The organism is Arthrobacter sp. AFG7.2 (genome assembly GCF_002892835.1).
GTDB lineage: Bacteria > Actinomycetota > Actinomycetes > Actinomycetales > Micrococcaceae > Arthrobacter.
This window is the reverse complement of sequence record NZ_PJMB01000007.1, coordinates 1-18038: the sequence shown is the minus strand read 5'-3', so window position 1 is coordinate 18038 and position 18038 is coordinate 1. Positions and strand designations below refer to the sequence as shown.

At 63.5% G+C, this 18038-nt stretch carries 15 protein-coding genes and 1 pseudogene; 9 read left to right on the top strand and 7 right to left on the bottom strand.

From position 1 onward, the window contains the following. Positions 1 to 369: 369 nt before the first annotated feature. The 6 genes from CXX84_RS13105 to chvE all read right to left on the bottom strand — a co-directional run bounded on the left by CXX84_RS13105 (position 370) and on the right by chvE (position 7594). Positions 370 to 1302, bottom strand: a complete 933-nt coding sequence (locus CXX84_RS13105) for an intradiol ring-cleavage dioxygenase (protein WP_102977163.1) — start codon at positions 1300 to 1302, stop codon at positions 370 to 372. A gap of 48 nt (positions 1303 to 1350) precedes the next feature. Continuing rightward, positions 1351 to 2289 (bottom strand): aldo/keto reductase, encoded by a 939-nt coding sequence (locus CXX84_RS13100; protein WP_102977162.1) that lies wholly within the window; start codon positions 2287 to 2289, stop codon positions 1351 to 1353. A 136-nt stretch (positions 2290 to 2425) separates the two neighbouring features. Then, positions 2426 to 3505 carry a maleylacetate reductase gene (locus CXX84_RS13095; protein ID WP_102977161.1) on the bottom strand — a complete coding sequence of 360 codons (1080 nt, stop codon included), beginning with the start codon at positions 3503 to 3505 and terminating at the stop codon, positions 2426 to 2428. Between the two features lie 76 nt (positions 3506 to 3581). Further along, the gene (gene mmsB, locus CXX84_RS13090; RefSeq protein ID WP_102977160.1) at positions 3582 to 4823 is read right to left on the bottom strand and encodes a multiple monosaccharide ABC transporter permease; all 1242 of its coding nucleotides are present in this window, start codon (positions 4821 to 4823) and stop codon (positions 3582 to 3584) included. Further along, entirely contained in the window at positions 4820 to 6358 is a 1539-nt protein-coding gene (gene mmsA / locus CXX84_RS13085) for a multiple monosaccharide ABC transporter ATP-binding protein (protein ID WP_102977159.1), read from the bottom strand. The genes mmsB and mmsA overlap by 4 nt, the downstream gene beginning before the upstream one ends. 75 nt (positions 6359 to 6433) lie before the next feature. Next, complete coding sequence (gene chvE / locus CXX84_RS13080; protein ID WP_102977158.1) at positions 6434 to 7594, bottom strand: multiple monosaccharide ABC transporter substrate-binding protein; 1161 nt, start codon at positions 7592 to 7594, stop codon at positions 6434 to 6436. A 298-nt stretch (positions 7595 to 7892) separates the two neighbouring features. On the opposite strand from chvE, the gene CXX84_RS13075 reads away from it, so the two are divergent. The 9 genes from CXX84_RS13075 (at position 7893) to CXX84_RS13040 (ending at position 16601) form a co-directional block, all read left to right on the top strand. Then, a complete protein-coding gene (locus CXX84_RS13075; RefSeq protein ID WP_102977323.1) occupies positions 7893 to 9506 on the top strand; it encodes an IclR family transcriptional regulator in 1614 nt (537 codons plus the stop codon). A gap of 150 nt (positions 9507 to 9656) precedes the next feature. Beyond that, complete coding sequence (locus CXX84_RS13070) at positions 9657 to 10739, top strand: Gfo/Idh/MocA family protein (protein ID WP_102977157.1); 1083 nt, start codon at positions 9657 to 9659, stop codon at positions 10737 to 10739. Continuing rightward, the gene (locus tag CXX84_RS13065) at positions 10736 to 11620 is read left to right on the top strand and encodes a sugar phosphate isomerase/epimerase family protein (protein ID WP_102977156.1); all 885 of its coding nucleotides are present in this window, start codon (positions 10736 to 10738) and stop codon (positions 11618 to 11620) included. The genes CXX84_RS13070 and CXX84_RS13065 overlap by 4 nt, the downstream gene beginning before the upstream one ends. Before the next feature lie 81 nt (positions 11621 to 11701). Continuing rightward, positions 11702 to 12715 (top strand): inositol 2-dehydrogenase, encoded by a 1014-nt coding sequence (gene iolG / locus CXX84_RS13060; RefSeq protein WP_102977155.1) that lies wholly within the window; start codon positions 11702 to 11704, stop codon positions 12713 to 12715. A gap of 146 nt (positions 12716 to 12861) precedes the next feature. Next, positions 12862 to 13095, top strand: a complete 234-nt coding sequence (locus CXX84_RS19005) for a hypothetical protein (protein WP_146031882.1) — start codon at positions 12862 to 12864, stop codon at positions 13093 to 13095. A 79-nt stretch (positions 13096 to 13174) separates the two neighbouring features. After that, positions 13175 to 13861 (top strand): molybdate ABC transporter substrate-binding protein, encoded by a 687-nt coding sequence (locus tag CXX84_RS13055; RefSeq protein ID WP_102977154.1) that lies wholly within the window; start codon positions 13175 to 13177, stop codon positions 13859 to 13861. A gap of 140 nt (positions 13862 to 14001) precedes the next feature. Next, on the top strand, positions 14002 to 15231 hold the full coding sequence (locus CXX84_RS13050; RefSeq protein WP_102977153.1) for a thiolase family protein: 1230 nt from the start codon (positions 14002 to 14004) through the stop codon (positions 15229 to 15231). A gap of 4 nt (positions 15232 to 15235) precedes the next feature. Continuing rightward, entirely contained in the window at positions 15236 to 15925 is a 690-nt protein-coding gene (locus CXX84_RS13045) for a 3-oxoacid CoA-transferase subunit A (RefSeq protein ID WP_102977152.1), read from the top strand. A gap of 1 nt (position 15926) precedes the next feature. Then, positions 15927 to 16601, top strand: coding sequence for a 3-oxoacid CoA-transferase subunit B (locus CXX84_RS13040; protein WP_102977151.1), 675 nt, complete (start codon positions 15927 to 15929; stop codon positions 16599 to 16601). Positions 16602 to 16893: 292 nt separating this feature from the next. Here CXX84_RS13040 and CXX84_RS13035 read toward each other — a convergent pair. Further along, positions 16894 to 17886: pseudogene (locus CXX84_RS13035) on the bottom strand (DUF4192 family protein); the annotation flags it as partial. Between the last annotated feature and the right edge of the window lie 152 nt (positions 17887 to 18038).

Genomic DNA, 18038 nt, shown 5'->3' with positions numbered 1-18038 from the left:
GGGCAGGGGAGGAGCGTCGGGCAGATTCCGGCGTAAGCCAAACATGAAGCTGGCTCCGTTAGCTCAAACGCGTGGAGAGCGGATCCGAGCTCTGACATGCGCTGGGTTCTTTCATCGGCGGGTTCCCGGGCTGACGAAGCGTAAGTGGGCTGCCACTTGAGCCGAGTAAGTAGCGTCAGGTTTCAGTCTGAGTGTTGTCCCGAACAGTCGTCAGCAAAGGTGAAGCAGACGTTAGTCTGACAACCGGCGTCTTCCTGACGTCAGGTTGGGGTGTGGGCGAATATTACATCCGTTGCGAAAGCACGAGTTTCCGGTGGATGCAGTTATTGCATCCACCGGAAACTCCAAGAGGTGGCCCGGTAGTTCGCCCTAGTCCGCGGCGGGCGGAAGAACGATGTCGAAGCGGGTCCGGGCCCATGTGCGCTCCCCGAGGTCGCGCCCGTCGGGAGTAGGGGTTCCGGCGTCCTGCTGGACGAAGTCCTTGATGAGGGACTCCTTGACGCCAAATACGGTGTCGTATTTCAACAGTTCGTCCCCGCGGACGAAGATGTGGGTGACCAGAGTCCTGAGTCCCGGTTTGGTGACCATGAAGTGCAGGTGGGAAGCGCGCATGGGCGAGCGTCCTACAGCTTCCAGCATTTTCCCGACTGGTCCGTCATGGGGGATGGGGTAGGGGGTGGGGGTCAGGCCCCAGAAGCGGTAGTTCCCGTCTTCGTCGCTGTAGAGGTGGGCTCGGCCGGAGACACGCTGGTCGTCGTACTGCACGTCGTAGAAGCCGTCTTCGTCTGCTTCCCAGACTTCGATGCGGGCGTTGGGGACCGGGTTCCCGTCCGTGTCCTTGACGCTTCCTTCGATCCAGCAGGGTTCCCCTGGTGCGGCTCCGGCGATGTCTCCGCCGTTTTCGATGCGCGGGGCGTCGTCGACGAAGAACGGGCCGAAAACGGTGGCTTCGGTTGCGTCGCCCGGGGCTTCGTTGTTGACGTTGATGGTCTGCATGGAGGCGCCGAAGACGTCGGAGAGGAGGATGAATTCCTGTCGGCGGTCATCGGTGATGTGGCCGACGGCGGTGAGGAACTCAATGGCTTTGTTCCATTCGGCTTCGGTGAGCCGGACGTCGCGGATGAAGTTATGCAGGTGGGTTACGAGCGACTGCATCAGTTGCTTCAGCCGAGGGTCCTGGCAGTCGTCGAAGGAGCGCAGCACGTTGCGGACCAGTTGTTCCTCAACGTTTTGTTGTGCTTCCGACACGTGCTGGCTGCCGGGAATGCTTTCGGTTTCGGGGACGCCGGTCTGCTGGGTCATTGTCGTTTCCTCGCTGTTGTGTGTGGTGTCGAGTATGCGCGCAGGGACTCAGAGTTGCGATGCCTCATCAAGCAGCTGCAGATCCTTGGTGGTCAACTGGATCTGCATTGATTCAACGAGGGGAGAGAGTTGGTCGGTTGTGCGGGCGCTGGCGATGGGGGCCGCGACACCGTTCTGCGCTGCGAGCCATGCCAGGGCGATGGAAGCGGGCTGGGTGGAGTGCTCATCGGCGATGCTTTTGACCGCGTCGATGACTTTCCGGCCGTGGGCGTTGAGGTACTTTGCCACGTCGGGGGCGCGGGGGCTTTCGATTTCCTCGCCGTCATCGTATTTTCCGGTCAGGAAGCCGTGGGCGAGGGAGTAGTAGGGCACGACGGCGAGGCCGTGGGTGCGCGCCAGCGGGAGGATATCGGCTTCAATTCCTCGTTCGACGAGGTTGTATTGGGGCTCTATGACGACAGGCGGGTGGAAACCTTCGCGGGCGGTGATGTCGAGCCATTCTTTGATTCGTGCCGCTGTGTAGTTCGAGATGCCGATGGAGCGGATCTTTCCTTGATCGACGAGTTCGGACAGCGCCGCGATGCTCTCGATGAGGGGCGCCGTAGGGTCGTCGAAGTGCGCGTAGTAGATGTCAACGGTATCGATATCGAGGCGGGTCAGCGAGGCGTCGATCGCAGCCCGGATCGTTTCGGGGGCCATGCCGGCGAATTGCGGGTGGTGACTTACTTTGGTGGCGATGACGAGGTCGTCGCGGTCGGATCTGCCGGCCAGCCATTTGCTAATGATCGTTTCCGACTCCCCGCCGGTGTTGCCCTCGGCCCAGAACGAGTAGGAGTCGGCGGTGTCCAGGAAGTTCCCACCAGCAGCAACGTAGCCGTCGAGGACTGCATGCGATGTTTCGGTGTCGGCGGTCCAGCCGAAGACGTTCGTGCCGAGTGCGAGTGGGGATACGGCGATTCCTGGGGCAATGGTCCGCTTGGCGACCAAGGTCTGCCTCCTAGTTGATTGTTTTAATGTGTGGGACGGGGTGGAGTAGGACCCTCCTGCTCGGTGTACCCGAGAGGGAGGTCCTACTCCGCGAGGCGCCACGCCTTACCTGATGGCAGGTCGTGGACCTTTTGGGTTAGACGGTGGGGTTGGCGCTCGGTGGCTTGCCGGCCCATGCCGCGTGCAGGATGCCGCGGACGTCGTCGTAGGTGATCGGGCGGGGGTTGCCGTAAGAGCGGCTGGTCGCTTCTTCGGCGATGCGGTCGATGTCTTCTTCCTTCATGCCCAGCTCGGCCAGGGACCGGGGGGCATTGAGTTCGCCGGCGATCTGCCACAGCCTCTCGGCGGGATCTGCAGCGCCACCGAGTGCCCGTGACAGGGCAGCGGTTGCTTCGGGAGCGGCCGGCTGGTTGAAGGCCAGTGCGTGGGGGAGGACGACGGTGTGGGTCTGGGCGTGCGGCAGGTTCAGGGTTCCGCCGAGTGCGTGGCAGAGCTTGTGGTGCAGCGACATGGTGGTGGCGCCCAGGCAGGCACCGCACAGCCACGATCCGTAGAGGGCGTTGCTGCGTGCTTCGGGGTCGGAGCTATCGGCCACGATGGCGGGCAGCGCTGCGGCGAGGGCGCGGACGCCTTCTTCGGCCATCAGCGAGATGATCGGCGTTGCGTCCGGGGCATAGAGGGCTTCCACGGCGTGGGCGATGGCGTTGATGCCGCTGGTCACGGACATGGCGGCCGGCAGTGTCATGGTGAGCTCGGGATCGTAGACGACGCTCCGAGGCAGCACCCGGGGGTCCTTGCCGGTTTCCTTGCGTCCGTCGGTCGTCAGCCCCCACACGGGTGTCATTTCCGAGCCAGCGTACGTGGTGGGGACGGCAACGATCGGCAGCCCGTGCTTGAGGGCGATTGCTTTGCCGAGGCCGATTGCTGAGCCGCCGCCGACGGCGACGCAGCCGTCGGCCCCGACCCTGGCAGCTTCGTCGCTTGCCCGCTGTGCAACTTCGTTGGGCACGTGCATGACGGCTTCCGGGAGAACACCGACGCAGCGCTCACCCAGGGCCTCGGCTACCCGGTTGCCTGTCTCTTCCTGTTCGGGAGAGCAGAGGACAAGGACGCGCTTTAGGCCGATCTGGTCGAGTTCTTCGGGCAGGGTTGAGAGGGAGTTGACGCCGAAACGCACCCGCATGGGGAGGGCTTCGTATACAAACTGGTGGGTCATCAGATGGACTCCTTTGAAGAGGTGGGGTCCGCGTAATGGTTCATTTCACGCGGGGGCTTCTTAGTGCGGGAAGCGGTTAGCGGGAACCGGCGCGGCGCTTGTTGTAGATGTCGAAGGCGACGGCCAGCATCAGGACGAGGCCCTTGACGACGGACTGGACGGACTGGTCGATGCCCATCAGCTGCATGCCGTTGCTCATGACGGCCATGATGAGTCCGCCGGCCATGGCTCCCACGACTTTGCCGACGCCACCGGTAACGGCCGCACCGCCGATGAACGCCGCAGCGATCGCGTCGAGTTCGAACATGTTGCCCGCGCCGGGCTGGGCGCCGTTGGAGCGGGAAGAGAAGACGATACCGGCCACTGCGGAGAGGAAGCCCATGTTGACGAAGATCCAGAAGTTGACGGTGCGGACCTTGACACCTGACAGGGCTGCTGCGACCACGTTGCCGCCGATGGCGTAGACCTGGCGGCCGAAGACGCTTCTCTGCATGATGACGCTGTAGACCATGATGAGGATGGCCAGCATGATCAGGACAAGCGGCATACCGCGGGCGATGGCCAGCTGCCAGGCGAAGACCATGACGGCGATGGCGACAACGAGGATTTTGGCGATGAACAGCGGAAATGACGGGACGAGCTGGTTGTAGCTGATCAGGGTCTTGCGGGTCCGGTACTGGTTGAAGGCATAGCCGATCACGGCGACGGCGAAGATGAGGAGCGTGAAGACGTCATATCCTGCGCCTCCCAGGAGGCCGTTGAGGAAGCCCGATGCGATCTGGCCGTAGTCAGCCGGGAAGGGGGAGAGGGAGACGTTGTCGAGTACAACCAGGGTCAGGCCGCGGAAAAGGAGCATGCCGGCGAGGGTGACGATGAACGCCGGAATCCCGACGTAGGCGACCCAGTAACCGTGCCAGGCTCCAATAGCGAGGCCGGTGGCGAGGGCTGCGAGGACGCCGACCCACCACGGCTGTCCGTATTGGATGACGACGACCGCCGACACTGCGCCGGTCAAGGCGACTACGGAGCCCACGGAGAGGTCAATGTGACCGGCGATGATCACGATGACCATGCCAATGGCCAGGATCAGAATGTAGGAGTACTGCAGGACGATGTTCGTGATGTTTCCGGGACCGAGTGAGGCGCCGCCGGTGAGTCCGGCGAACAGCGCCACGATGGCCACAAGGGCGATGTAGATGCCGCTGGTGCGCAGGTTACGGGTGAACAGCTCGCGGATTTCGCTGGTTCCGGTCTTGACGACCGCTGCTGCGGCCGGCGCGTCTTTCCTTTGGGATCCCCGGGGGGCTGTCACGGTCATGCTGTGAGTTCCTTCTCTTTGGTCATGAGTGTCATGAGGCGTTCCTCGGATGCTTCAGCCTTGGGCAGCTGCCCGGTGATCCGGCCTGCAGAAAGCGCGTAGATGCGGTCGCAGGTGCCGAGCAGTTCGAGCAGGTCCGAGGAGATGACTACGACTGCCTTTCCGGCGTCCACGAAGCTGTTGATGAGGGTGTAGATTTCGTATTTCGCGCCGACATCAATGCCACGGGTGGGTTCGTCCAGGATCAGTACTTCCGGGTCGGTGAGCAACCACTTCGAGAGGACGACCTTCTGCTGGTTCCCGCCGGAGAGCTTGCCGACGATCGACTTCACGTTCGGGGCCTTGATGTTCATCGATTTCATCGCAAACTCGGCCGCACGAGCCTCTTCGTGGTGATTGACGAATCCCCAGCTCGCCAGTTTGCCCAGTGACGCGGCTGAGATGTTGCGGGCGATGTCATCAATGAGGTTGAGGCCAAAGGCCTTGCGGTCTTCGGTGGCGTAAGCGATCCGTGCTTCGATGGCTGAGGCGACGGAGCGGGTGTGGATCTCCTTGCCGTGCATGAAGATTTTGCCTGATACGAACTTGCCGTAGGAGCGGCCGAACAGGCTCATCATCAATTCTGTGCGTCCGGCACCCATGAGTCCGGCGATGCCGATGACCTCCCCGGCGCGGACTTCAAAGCTGGCCCCGTCGACGACCAGGCGGTCCTGGTTGGGGTGCTTGACCGTCCAGTCCTCCACCCGGAGAACGACCTCGCCCGGGTTCGACTCACGGTCGGGATAGAACGCCTCGAGGTCCCTGCCGACCATCCCGCGGATGATGCGGTCGACGTTCACGTCGGGATCCGCCATGTCCAAGGTTTCCACCGTCTTTCCATCCCGGATGACGGTGGTGTGGTCGGCAATGGCTTCGATCTCATTGAGTTTGTGCGAAATGATGATCGAGGTGATGCCGCGGTCACGAAGGGCCCGGACCAGGTCGAGCAGGTGGGCGGAGTCATTATCGTTGAGCGCCGCGGTCGGCTCGTCCAGGATGAGCAGCTGCACTTCCTTGGACAGGGCTTTGGCGATTTCGACCAGCTGCTGCTTGCCCACGCCAAGCTGCCCGACCGGGGTCGTGGGCTCTTCCCGCAGACCGACGGATGCGAGGAGTTCGGCGGCCTCGGCGTTCGTCTTATGCCAGTCGATCAGTCCTGATGCTCCGCGGCGCTCGTTGCCCAGGAAGATGTTCTCGGCGATCGACAGGTGCGGCACGAGGGCAAGTTCCTGATGGATGATCACGATGCCGGCGTGCTCTGAATCCCGGATGCCGGAGAAAGAACACGTCTGCCCCTTGAACAGGATGTCACCCCCGTAACTTCCGGCGGGGTAGACGCCGGAGAGGACTTTCATGAGGGTGGACTTCCCTGCGCCGTTCTCGCCGCAGATCGCGTGGACCTCACCGCGTTCCACCTCCAGCGAAACGCCGGACAGCGCTTTGACGCCGGGGAAGGTCTTGGTGATGGATTGCATTTCCAGGATGTGGTCGGCCATTGGCCCGCCGTCCTATCGGTCTTGTAGGGGAGAGGGGGAGGGGAGGGGCACTGTGTGCCCCTCCCTGAAGGGCACTTACTGAAGGCGGCCGGCTGCGACCTCGTCAGCGGTGTAGTAGCCGGAATCGATCAGGGCGGACTTGATGTTGTCCTTGTAGATCGGCTGGATCGGCACGAGGAACGAGGGGACAATCTTGGATCCGTTGTCATAAGACTTGGTGTCGTTGACCTCAGGGTCCTTTCCTGCCAGCAGGTCCTGGGACGCCTTGACAGTCTGAGCGGCCAAGGCGCGGGTGTCCTTGAACACGGTGGAGAACTGCACATCGTCGTTGACGAACTTCACGGAGGCAACCTCGGCGTCCTGGCCGGTCGTGACCGGCATCGGCTTCGGCTGTGAGGACAGGGTCGGGCCGTAGCCGGCGTTGCCCAGTGAGGTGATGACACCGCGGGCGACGCTGTCGTTGGGGGTAAGGACACCGTCGAGCTTGGCTGCTCCGCCGCTGTAGCTGGCGGTCAGCAGGTTGTCCATGCGTTCCTGTGCCTTTTGCTGGGACCAGTTCTCTGTTGCCACCTGGGCGAGCTTGTTCTGTCCCGACTTCACCACGAGGGTGCCGTTGTCGATGTATTTTTGCAGGACCGACATGCCGCCGTTGAAGACGAAGGTTGCGTTGTTGTCATCCAGCGATCCGCCGAACAGTTCGATATTGAACGGTCCCTTGGCGGTGCCTTCGGAGCCGTCCTTGTTCAGGACACCGAGCCCGATGAGAAGCGAGGTGGCCTGCTGGGCGCCGACCTTGAAGTTGTCGAAGGTGACGTAAACGTCAACGTCGGCGCTGTTCCGGACGAACCGATCATAGGAGACGATCGGGATGTCCGAGCTTGCCGCCTGCTGCAGCTGTGGGGACAGTGCCGTTCCATCGAGTGGAGCCAGAATCAACAGGTCCGCTCCCTGCGTCAGCATCTGGTCAACCTGCTGCTGCTGGGTGGGGATGTCGTTGTTCGCGTACTGAAGGTCCACCTGGTAACCGACCTTCTCCAGCCCTTCCTTGATGGCCTTACCGTCGGTGATCCACCGCTCTTCATCCTGGCTGGGCAGGGAAACTCCGATGCGGGTGTCGGCGGGAGCCTGCGTCCCTCCGCCGGCCCCGTTGCCGCTGCCTGCACCCCCGCCAGCACAACCAGCAAGTACCAGTGACGTTGCTGCTGTTGCAGCGAACAAGAAAGTTTTCTTAAACACCGTTCTCCTCCTTTGGAGAGCCGCGTGACGCTGATGGCGTCAGTTCTGCGCCGGCAGGACCGCCGCGCCTAGAAATTTTAGATGTGATTGCGAGCACTTAGTGCCGTACAATGGACACCATGTTCGCACAGTACCAGCACAAGAAGCTAGTGGTGTTCCAAATTACATTTGCGGGCACCTCAAGTTGCACCTGGGGCCGGACGGACGATATTGGCTGAGATGGCCATGTGCAGCGCATCTGCGGGATGGTAGTTACGCGGATGCTAGAGGCCTCCAGGGGCCAGGAAAGAGGCGGTTGGTGAACACCATTCAGCTTTTGAAGAAGGCCAGCCAGGTGATCGATGAATTGGCCCGGATTGGCCAGTCAACACCGGCGGAACTGGCCAAGGTCGTGTCCGAACCGCGGCCTACCGTGTACCGGATTGTCGCTGCGCTGGAGCAGGAGAAACTCGTCCGGTCAAGCGCGGATGGCAAGCTCGAGCTGGGCACAGGGATACTCAAACTGGGCGACGCGGCGGCCGATGCACTCGTGGACCGCACAGAGCTGCGCGAACAGCTGCGCTGGATCCGCAGCCAGCTGGGAATGAGCCCCTACTTCTGCGTCCTGCGCGACAACGGAGCCGTATGCCTGGACCAGATCCAGGGGGCCGACGTCGACCTGCACGACCTGGCCCCCGGCCGTACCCTTCCGCTGCACGCCGGCGCTGCATCACAGGCTCTGCTGGCCTTCGGCGCCCCCGAGTTCCGGGAGAGCGTATTGGCTGCGGGCCCATACCCCGGTATCGCTTCCCGGACACCGCTCACCGGAGAGCAGTTGAGGGAGAAGGTCGAGCAGACCGCCGAGCGAGGATGGAGCGTTGAGGACAGCGAGGTCATCGAAGGCGTCGCCTCAATCGCCGTTCCGGTCTTCCGGCAGGATGGCAGCCTGCTGGGTGCCATCTCGGTCGCAGGCCTCCGGGCAACAGTCCTCGGCCAGGAGGACGCGGCACGGCGAATCCTGGACACCGCCGCCAAGTCCATCGCTGCCTCCATGTCCCAGGAAGACCCGAATGAAGGAAAAGAAGCCGCCCGGCTCGACCCTCCGGAAGGAGGATCCGAGCGGGACTCCCCCCGAGCCCCTGCCGTCATTGCCAAAGCATCCGCGCTTATGGCGGCCCTGGCTGAAGAACGTATTGCGACGTCCACCCGGCTGACTGAGCTGCTTGAAGAACCCGCCAGCTCCATTTACCGGATGCTGGCCACCCTGGCTGAAGCCGGGTGGGTGGAACAGATCGGCCATCGCGGTGCATACCGGGTGGGAAGCAAAATGATCGCCCTTTCCGGCGAGCTCACACGCCGCTTGGATATTCGCCGTGCTGCCGCCCCCATTCTGCGCGAAATCCACGCAGCAACGGGGGAAACAACCTTCTTGTGTATCCGCCGCGGAACCCGGGCGGTCTGCATCGAGCGCATTGACGGGATCAGGGTCAACAGCCGGGTCCTGAAACTGGGGGAGTCCCTTCCCCTGCATGTCGGCGCCGCGCCCCGCGCGCTGCTCGCGTTCGAAGACCGGGCTTCGTGGGACGAATATGCCGCGGTCGTCGCCAGCAGCGGCGAGCCCTGGCGCGACGTTCGGTCCCGTTCGGAGTTCTATGCCGGACTGGAGCACATCCGCGACCAGGGCTTCGTTGTCAGCGACAACAACGTCACCCCGGGCATCGCCGCCATCGGGGCACCCATCTTCGACCACCGCGGCGAGGTCGCCGCTTCCCTGTCCATCAGTGGACTCCGCGAGGGCATCCTGAACCGGCCCGAAGGCGAAGAGCGCATCGTCGATCTCCTCCTGCGGGGAACCAGGGCTTTGTCAGACTACCTTGGGGCGCCGCCCGCTGCGTCAAAGAAGGATGCGGACGTGTCACAGGTCATAGCTTGACCGGCGGCCCCCTCCATGAAATGCTTTGGACAAGCTGTCCACTAGGTGACACTGCATCCACAACGTTCTTGATCCAGCGGAGCACCGCTGCCCGCCCCCATCAAAACCACAAACGCACCGATCAGGTGCTCAGTCGAAGGAGACAATGCGTTGGAACCGATTGTCGTAGGACTTCTGGGAATCACACACCCGCACGCCTCAGCCCGGGTTCGTGCCCTGCGCGAAATTGAAGGGGTGGAAGTCGTAGCCGCCGCGGACGACGATCCCCGCCTGCAGTACTTCACCGATAAGTACGACATGGAGCCCCGCTCCATTGACGCACTGCTCCAGGACGAGCGCATCAACGCGATCATGGTCCACTCCAAGAGCAAGGACATGGTCCCCCACGCCCTGCGCGCACTGGCCGCCGGCAAGTCCGTTGTCGTCGAAAAGCCAGGCGGGGGCACCGTTGAAGATCTGCTCCAGCTGGCCGAAGCCGAGTCCAAAGCAGCCCCCGGGTTGGTAGTGCAGGTCGGCTACAACGTTCGCCTCGCCCAGTCCATCGCAGAGGCCAAGGAACTTATCGACGCCGGCGTCATTGGTGAGGTGGTTTCCGTCTCCGCCCGCGGTGCTGCCCTCGTCGGTGAACACCTGACCGCGCACCTGAACCAGCCCGCCGACATGGGAGGGGCACTGTGGATCATCGGATGCCACATGCTTGATTCCCTGGTGCACATGTTCGGCGCACCCGATACGGTCAACGCCCGTGTCCACAAGTCCGGACGCCTGTCCGACGAGTCGAGCCGGGAAGATTCCGCAGCTGTCCTGCTGAACTACCCTGACAAGTCCGTGACCTTCAGCTTCGACGGGCACGACCACCTTGAGTGGTTCGAAAGCTCCCGTATCTGCGTCTACGGAACCGGCGGCATGCTGGAAATCGGCATCCTGCCCCAGAAGCTGCGCGTCTACGTGGACCAGGACCGTGCCGGCTGGCGGGCGGGCTGGACCGAGTGGACCCAAAGCTACTTCACCCCGCCCTTTGCCCGGACCGAACTGAACAAGTTCTCGGAACTGCCCGAACTGGGAAACATCAGCAACTTCCACCCTGAAATGCGTGGCTGGGTCGACAGTATCCGCACCGGCGCCCCGGTAGTCGCACCGGTCGCCGATGCCCTGTCCGTCGCTCGGATTGTCGACGCCTGCTACCGCTCCGAGAAGGAACAGGGAGCATCCATGGAGGTCGAGACCGCATGACCAGCGAAACCAGCGCAGCTCCGCAGCTGATCGCAACCTGCTGGGTGAGTGCCGGCGATACCGCCCCCGGACGCCCGGACGAGACCAGCCCCATCCCGATCCAGGAGCGCATCAACCTCATTGCCCAGACGGGGTGGTCAGGCATCGGGTTGGTACACCACGATCTGCTGCATGCACGCCGCACCGTCGGCTACGCCGAACTGGGGCGTATGATCCGCGAGGCAGGAATCGGCATCATCGAAGTCGAATTCCTTAACGGCTGGTGGGCCACAGGGGCCGAGCGCGCCGAATCTGACATTCAACGGGCCGAGCTGTTCGAAGCCGCAAAGGCCCTGGGTGCCCGGCACATCAAGGTCGGAGCCGGCATGACGGACAACCCCCTGCCGCTGTCGACGATGGCCAGCGCATTTTCCGACCTCGCAGAGGAGGCCGCTGAATCCGGCATCCGGCTGGCCCTCGAGGCGACACCGTTCTCCCATCTGCGCACGGCGCAGGAAGCGGTCAAGGTCGTGACCCATGCCGACAGTCCCGCCGCGGGCCTCATGATCGATATCTGGCACACCCACCGGTCCGGTCTCTCCCACGACGACCTCTGGGACGTTGTGCCCATGGATAAGGTATTTGCCGTTGAGATCGACGACGGTTACAAGGACGTCGTTGGCACCATCTTCGAAGACACCATCAACAACCGCGCCTACTGCGGTCAGGGCGACTTCGACACCCGCACGTTCATCCAGAGAACTCTCGATGCCGGATACAAGGGCCCCTGGGGAGTTGAAATCATTTCCGCCGAACACCGCAGCCTGCCCGTCGCCGAGGGCCTTAAGCGCGCCTACGAAACAGCGATCAACTGCTTCCCCGAAGTCTCCGCCGCACGCTGATCCGCCAAGCCCCCCACCGCCCCCTGCCGCCTCCGGCAACGCGACTCACCCACTTCCCCATTTCCTGAAAGGCCACACCCCATGTCCAACGACAAACGCCTGCGCCTGGCACTCTTCGGCTCGGGCCGCATCGGCCAGGTACACGCCCGCAACATTGCCGCCCACCCGGACATCGATCTCGTCCTGATCGCAGACCCGTTCATCGACGGGGCACGCCGGCTGGCAGAAAGCACCGGCGCACGCGCCGTACAGGACCCCGAAGAGGTCTTCGCAGACACCAGCCTCGACGGCGTCATCATCGGCTCGCCCACCAGCACCCACGTGGACCTCATCTCCCGCTCAGTCGCCCACAACCTCGCCGTCCTGTGCGAAAAGCCCATCGACCTCGACATCGACAACGTCCTCGCCTGCCGAGAGCAGATTAAGGACACCACCGTCCCGATCATGCTCGGCTTCAACCGCCGCTTCGACCCGTCCTTCGCCGCCGTACGCACCCGGGTCGAAGCCGGGGAAATCGGCAAGCTCGAACAGCTCACCATCACCAGCCGCGATCCAGAGCCGGCCCCTCGCGACTACATCGCCGGTTCCGGCGGCATCTTCCGCGACATGACGATCCACGACCTCGACATGGCGCGCTCCTTCGTCCCGAACATCGTCGAAGTGACCGCAGTGGCAACGAACGTCTTCAGCCAAGACATCGCCGAGCTCAACGACTTCGACTCCGCCGTGGTCACCCTCCGCGGCAGCGAAGGTGAACTCATCACCATCACCAACTCCCGCCACTGCGCCTTCGGCTACGACCAGCGTCTGGAAGCCTTCGGCCCGCGCGGAATGCTCTCCGCCGGCAACGTTGCTCCCACAACAGTGCGCAAGTCCGGTGCGGCAGGAACAGAAGAGTCGGAGGCATACCTGCCGTTCTTCCTCGAACGCTACCCCCAGGCCTACTACGCTGAACTTGAGGCCTTCGCCCGGTCCATCCGCACAGGAGCGCCCACCTCACCGAACTTCGCGGATGGAGTGTCGGCACTGGTCCTGGCCAACGCGGCAGCCGAATCCGCTGTGACCGGCAAGACCGTGAGCGTCGTCGACTTCTAACCCCTCAAAGCTGGGGCTTCCCTCAAACCCAGGGAATCCCCAGCCCAACCATTAGTTCCCCTTTAGTTACATCGGCTCCCGGCCTCCCTTCCGCCATGCCCAAAATGGCGGCGGCGCGGCCCGGCGCCGAGGATCGAGGAGACAGCATGACAAACGGAAAATGGGCTTGGAATGTCTGCGAAGGCGATCCGGTCGCATGCCCCGACCGGCACGGCCACATCCGTGGAACCGTCGTGGAAGCCGCCCCGGAAATCGGCGTCGTATGGGTCAGAGACAATATCTTTGGCGAACGCCGCATGCTCATGATGCAAGACCTCGTCCCCGACACCCCGAGAAGCACCGGCTTTGCGGTGCCCCTCTCTGAGTTTCGGGCGTCGTAACACTCTTAAGCAGAAAACATCGGGGTCCTCGGGCACGTTCGCCCCGCTGAAAAGCACAACGAAAAGGAACGAACCCCCAGTGAAAGTCTTTAGCTCACCGGCTGTAAAGAAGGCCCTTGATGAGGTCATCATCATGTTCGGGCAGGAAACAGGAGTCAGCATCGAGGCTGTCTTCGAACCCACAGGCCAACTTCTTCGGCGCATCGACGCCGGTGAATCCTTCGACGTGATGATCGCCGTTACCGAATCCTTCGGCCCCCTCACCACTGTCGTCGACCCGCACACCCTGACGTCGGTCGCCCGCTCCGGTATCGGCGTCGCCGTAAAGCACGGCGCCCCCGAGCCCGACATCTCCACCGCTGAATCCTTCGTCCAAACTCTGCGCGCGGCAAGGTCAGTAGCCTACTCCGGAGTCGGCGCAAGCGGCGCATACTTCACGGCCCTCCTGGGCAAACTCGGGCTGTCAGAAGAGGTCGGCGCCCGCGCCACCGTCGTCGATAAAGGCTACGTGGCCCAGGCTGTCGTCACAGGCAACGCCGACGTCGCTATCCAACAGTTGAGCGAGCTGCTGTTCGTCCCCGAAGCCCAGATCGTGGGCCCCTTTCCGGCAGAGCTGCAGCACTACACCGAGTTCTCCGCAGCAGTCAGCGCCCAAGCCAGCGACCCTGACCAAGCGCAAGCCTTCGTCAACTTCCTCACCTCCGCACCGGCCCAGACAGCTTACACACAATCGAGCCTGGAACTGCCTACAGCCCCCGCCCAGTAACGCCAGTCTTCCTGGGGGGACGGTCAACCGCACCCTCACCGCTGTGGCATCCCTGATGGCGGATCGACTTCTCAGCCAAAAAAGCCCTGCCAGGGCCAGCAGGACCCTTTCCACCATGGACAACGAAATGGACACCACCCATGAACCAGGCTTTTGTGTACGACGCCGTGCGCACCCCGTTCGGTAAGTTCGGTTCCGGCCTTGCCGGGGTCCGTCCGGATGACCTTGCCGCGCATGTGATCAGGGAGTCGGTGAAGCGGGCCCCCGGGCTGGATCCGGAACGGATTGATGAGGTGGTGTTCGGCAACGCCAACGGCGCGGGTGAGGAGAACCGGAATATCGCCCGGATGGGCACGCTGCTGGCGGGCCTGCCGGTCTCGATTCCGGGGACCACGGTGAACCGGTTGTGCGGGTCGTCCCTGGACGCGGCGATTATCGCCTCGCGGCAGATCAACGCCGGGGATGCCGAGCTGATGCTGGTGGGCGGGGCGGAGTCCATGTCCCGCGCCCCGTGGGTGCTGCCGAAGACGGAGAAGCCCTACCCGGCCGGGGACCTGGCCCTGTCTTCCACGACGCTGGGCTGGCGGCTGGTGAACAAAGCCATGCCGAAGGAATGGACGATTTCCCTGGGTGAGGCCACCGAACGGCTCCGCGAGAAGTACGGCGTCACCCGCGAGCAGCAGGATGAGTTCGCCGCTGCCTCGCACAACCTGTCCGCCGCGGCGTGGGACGAGGGGTTCTACGACAACCTCGTGGCACCGGTGCCCGGCACCGACCTGGTCCGGGACGAGGGCATCCGTGCCGGTTCCACCGCCGAGAAGCTTGCCGCCTTGAAGACCGTGTTCCGTAATGAGCCCGAGGGCTCCGAAGCAGGCGGCACCGTCACGGCGGGGAACGCGTCGCCGTTGTCCGACGGCGCCTCCGCGGCGTGGATCGGCAGCGAGGCTGCCGCCGGGCTGCTGGGCCTGGATCCTTTGGCCCGCATCGCCGGGCGCGGGGCGCACGCGAACGATCCGCAGTTTTTCGGGTTCGCCCCGGTGGAGGCGGCGAACAAGGCCCTGGCGAAGGCGGGCATCGGCTGGGACCAGGTAGGCGCCGTCGAACTTAACGAAGCCTTTGCCGCGCAGTCCCTGGCGTGCATCAACGCCTGGGACATCGACCCCTCCATCGTGAACCGGCACGGCGGGGCCATCGCCATGGGCCACCCCCTCGGCGCCTCCGGCACCCGCATCCTCGGCACCCTCGCCCGGTCCCTGCAGGCCTCCGGGGAACGCTGGGGCGTCGCCGCGATCTGCATCGGCGTGGGCCAAGGCCTCGCCGTCATCCTCGAAAATATGACCGGTGCCGGAACCAGCGCAGGAAAGGCCTAAGACAATGCTGAACTTTGTAGATTCTGTCCAGGAGGCCGTCTCCGGGATCCAGGACGGTTCCACCGTGATGATCGGGGGCTTCGGCAACGCCGGGCAGCCGTTCGAACTGATTGACGCGCTGCTGGACTGCGGCGCCACGGACCTCACCGTGGTGAACAACAACGCCGGCCAGGGGGACCAGGGCCTGGCGCTGCTGATCAAGGAAGGCCGGGTGCGGAAGATGATCTGTTCCTTCCCGCGGCAGTCCGACTCCTGGCATTTTGACGCCAGGTACAAGGCCGGGCAGATCGAGCTGGAACTGGTCCCGCAGGGTAACCTGGCCGAGCGCATCCGGGCCGCCGGCGCCGGAATCGGCGGGTTCTTCACCCCCACCGGGTACGGGACCATGCTCGCCGAGGGCAAGGAAACCCGGATCATCGACGGCCGCGGGCAGGTCTTCGAGACGCCCATCCACGCCGACGTCGCCCTGATCAAGGCGCTCAAGGCCGACGGCAAGGGCAACCTCGTGTACCGCAAGACAGCCCGGAACTTCGGGCCGATCATGGCCGCCGCCGCGAAGCACACCATCGTCCAGGTCTCGGAGATCGTGCCTGTCGGGGCGCTGGATCCGGAAAACGTGGTCACTCCCGGGATTTACGTCAATAGTGTGGTCCGCGTCCCCGCGGATGCTGGCTCAAGCGAGAAGGTGGCCTGACATGGGCGTTATGGAATCAAGCATCAAAACCTCCGAGGCCCCGCTGAGCCGGGACGACCTCGCCCGCCTGGTGGCCAGGGACATCGCCCCGGGCTCGTTCGTGAACCTTGGCATCGGCCAGCCCACACTCGTGTCCAACTACCTCACCGAGGACCAGGACATCACCCTCCACACGGAGAACGGGATGCTGGGCATGGGCCCGGAAGCCAAGGGTGACGAGATCGACGAGGACCTCATCAACGCCGGCAAGATCCCCGTCACCGAACTCCCCGGCGCCTCGTACTTCCACCACGCCGACTCCTTCGCGATGATGCGCGGCGGGCACCTGGACATCTGCGTGCTCGGCGCGTTCCAGGTATCCGTCACCGGCGACCTCGCCAACTGGCACACCGGGGCGCCCGGTGCGATTCCCGCCGTCGGAGGCGCCATGGACCTGGCCACCGGGGCCAAGGACGTGTTCGTGATGATGACCCTCCTCACCCGGGAAGGTGCTTCCAAGATCGTGGAATCCTGCACCTACCCGCTCACCGGCGTTGGCTGCGTGACGCGCGTCTACACAGACAAAGCCGTCTTCCTCACCGGGCGCGGCGGCATCACCGTCCGCGAAACCTTCGGCTGCACCCTCGAAGAGCTCCAGGAACTGGTTCCCGTCCCGCTCAAAGCCGCTGGCGAGTAGTAGCGACTTCCCGCAGGCGACCCGATACGGCACCATTCCCCTTCTCTATTGTCCGGCTACACAAGTTTTCTTGTTCGGTTGCTAGGCTGCGAACAAGCCGGCGGATGCAATCCTCAAGGACCGGATTTCTCGCAGCTGCTTCTACTCCGTTCTTTAGAAGGCCGATAAATGGAGATTCCGTCAACCTAGCGGGTCTCGGATGCGCTAGGTGATTTGCTGCTGGGACGTTGCACAATGGGTCGCAGACAGTCGTCCGGAGGTTGAGGAGCCGTGCTCGACAGTTCAGATGCAGTTAGAGCTCTGCCGCGATTGGGCCATTTGTCTCACGCGGCGTCAACGGCAGGGTTTTGTAGGCGGTGTTTTTGTTCATGTTCCACCCGGCGACGATGCCGGAGCCGATCATTTGGTCGCTGAGTCGGGCTAGGCGGTAGGCGGGGTCGCTATCGAGGGCGAGTTGGAGGAATTGGTGTGCTTTGCTGCCTTTGCCTTCCCACCAGTTGATGTAGCCGATGGCCGTGAGGACGGGTGCTGCGTGTTCGGCGCTGGTGCGGGTGTAAGCGTGCAGGAGCAGTTGTTGGGCCCATTCGATGCGTGACCATCTCGGTGCGGCTTTAGTTTGGGCGAAGAGGATCTGCTGCATGGGTTCGTCGACGCCGGGGATGTCTGCGATGAGCCGGTTGCGGATCGCGGGGAACTGCAGGTTTGCGACGAGGGCGTGGCAGTCCTCGTCGCTGGGGAAGGTCTTGGAGTCGAGCATGTCTGCCCAGAGTTTCCGGGCTGGCCGGAGCGCGGCATCTGTTGGTTGGGATGCGGTTGTATCGATGTGGTGTTCGACGGCGGCCGCTTTTGCTGCTTCCTGGCTGGTGCTTGGGAGCGTGATGCGGTCGGTAGGTTCGACGAAGGAGCCGCGGTAGATGAATTCGGCGTTGATCGCGCTGGTCTGGGTGGAGCTGACGGGCAGGGCGAGGCTGGTGCCGGGGTCGCCGTCGTAGGGGGAGAAGGTTTCGTCGCCGACGAAGAGTCCGTCCCGGATGGTGATGCCTTGTTCTGCAAGGACCCCGGTGAGCGCGGCAATAGTACCGGCATGAGGCCTGGGCTGTCCAGGGTGACTGGTTTCGCCGGTGTAGATGGCAAACAGTATGGAGGTCGCGCTGGTGTCGCTGGTGAGGTAGTGGGCGACGGTGCGTGCGTAGGGGAGTTCCTGGCCGGGATGGCGGGGCAGGTCGATGCGCAGGGTCGCGCCGATGCTGTTCTCGTTCAATGTGATGCAGACCAGGCTTTCCTGGGGCCAGAAGCCCGGGGTGTGGGACTGCCCCCGGTTTTGTTGACTCCTTGACCTAGCGAGCTTGTGCTCGTGGAAGGATGTTGACCATGCCCACGGCTTATGGGGCGGAGTTCCGCCAGGATGTTATTGATAGGGACTGCCCCGGCTTTTGT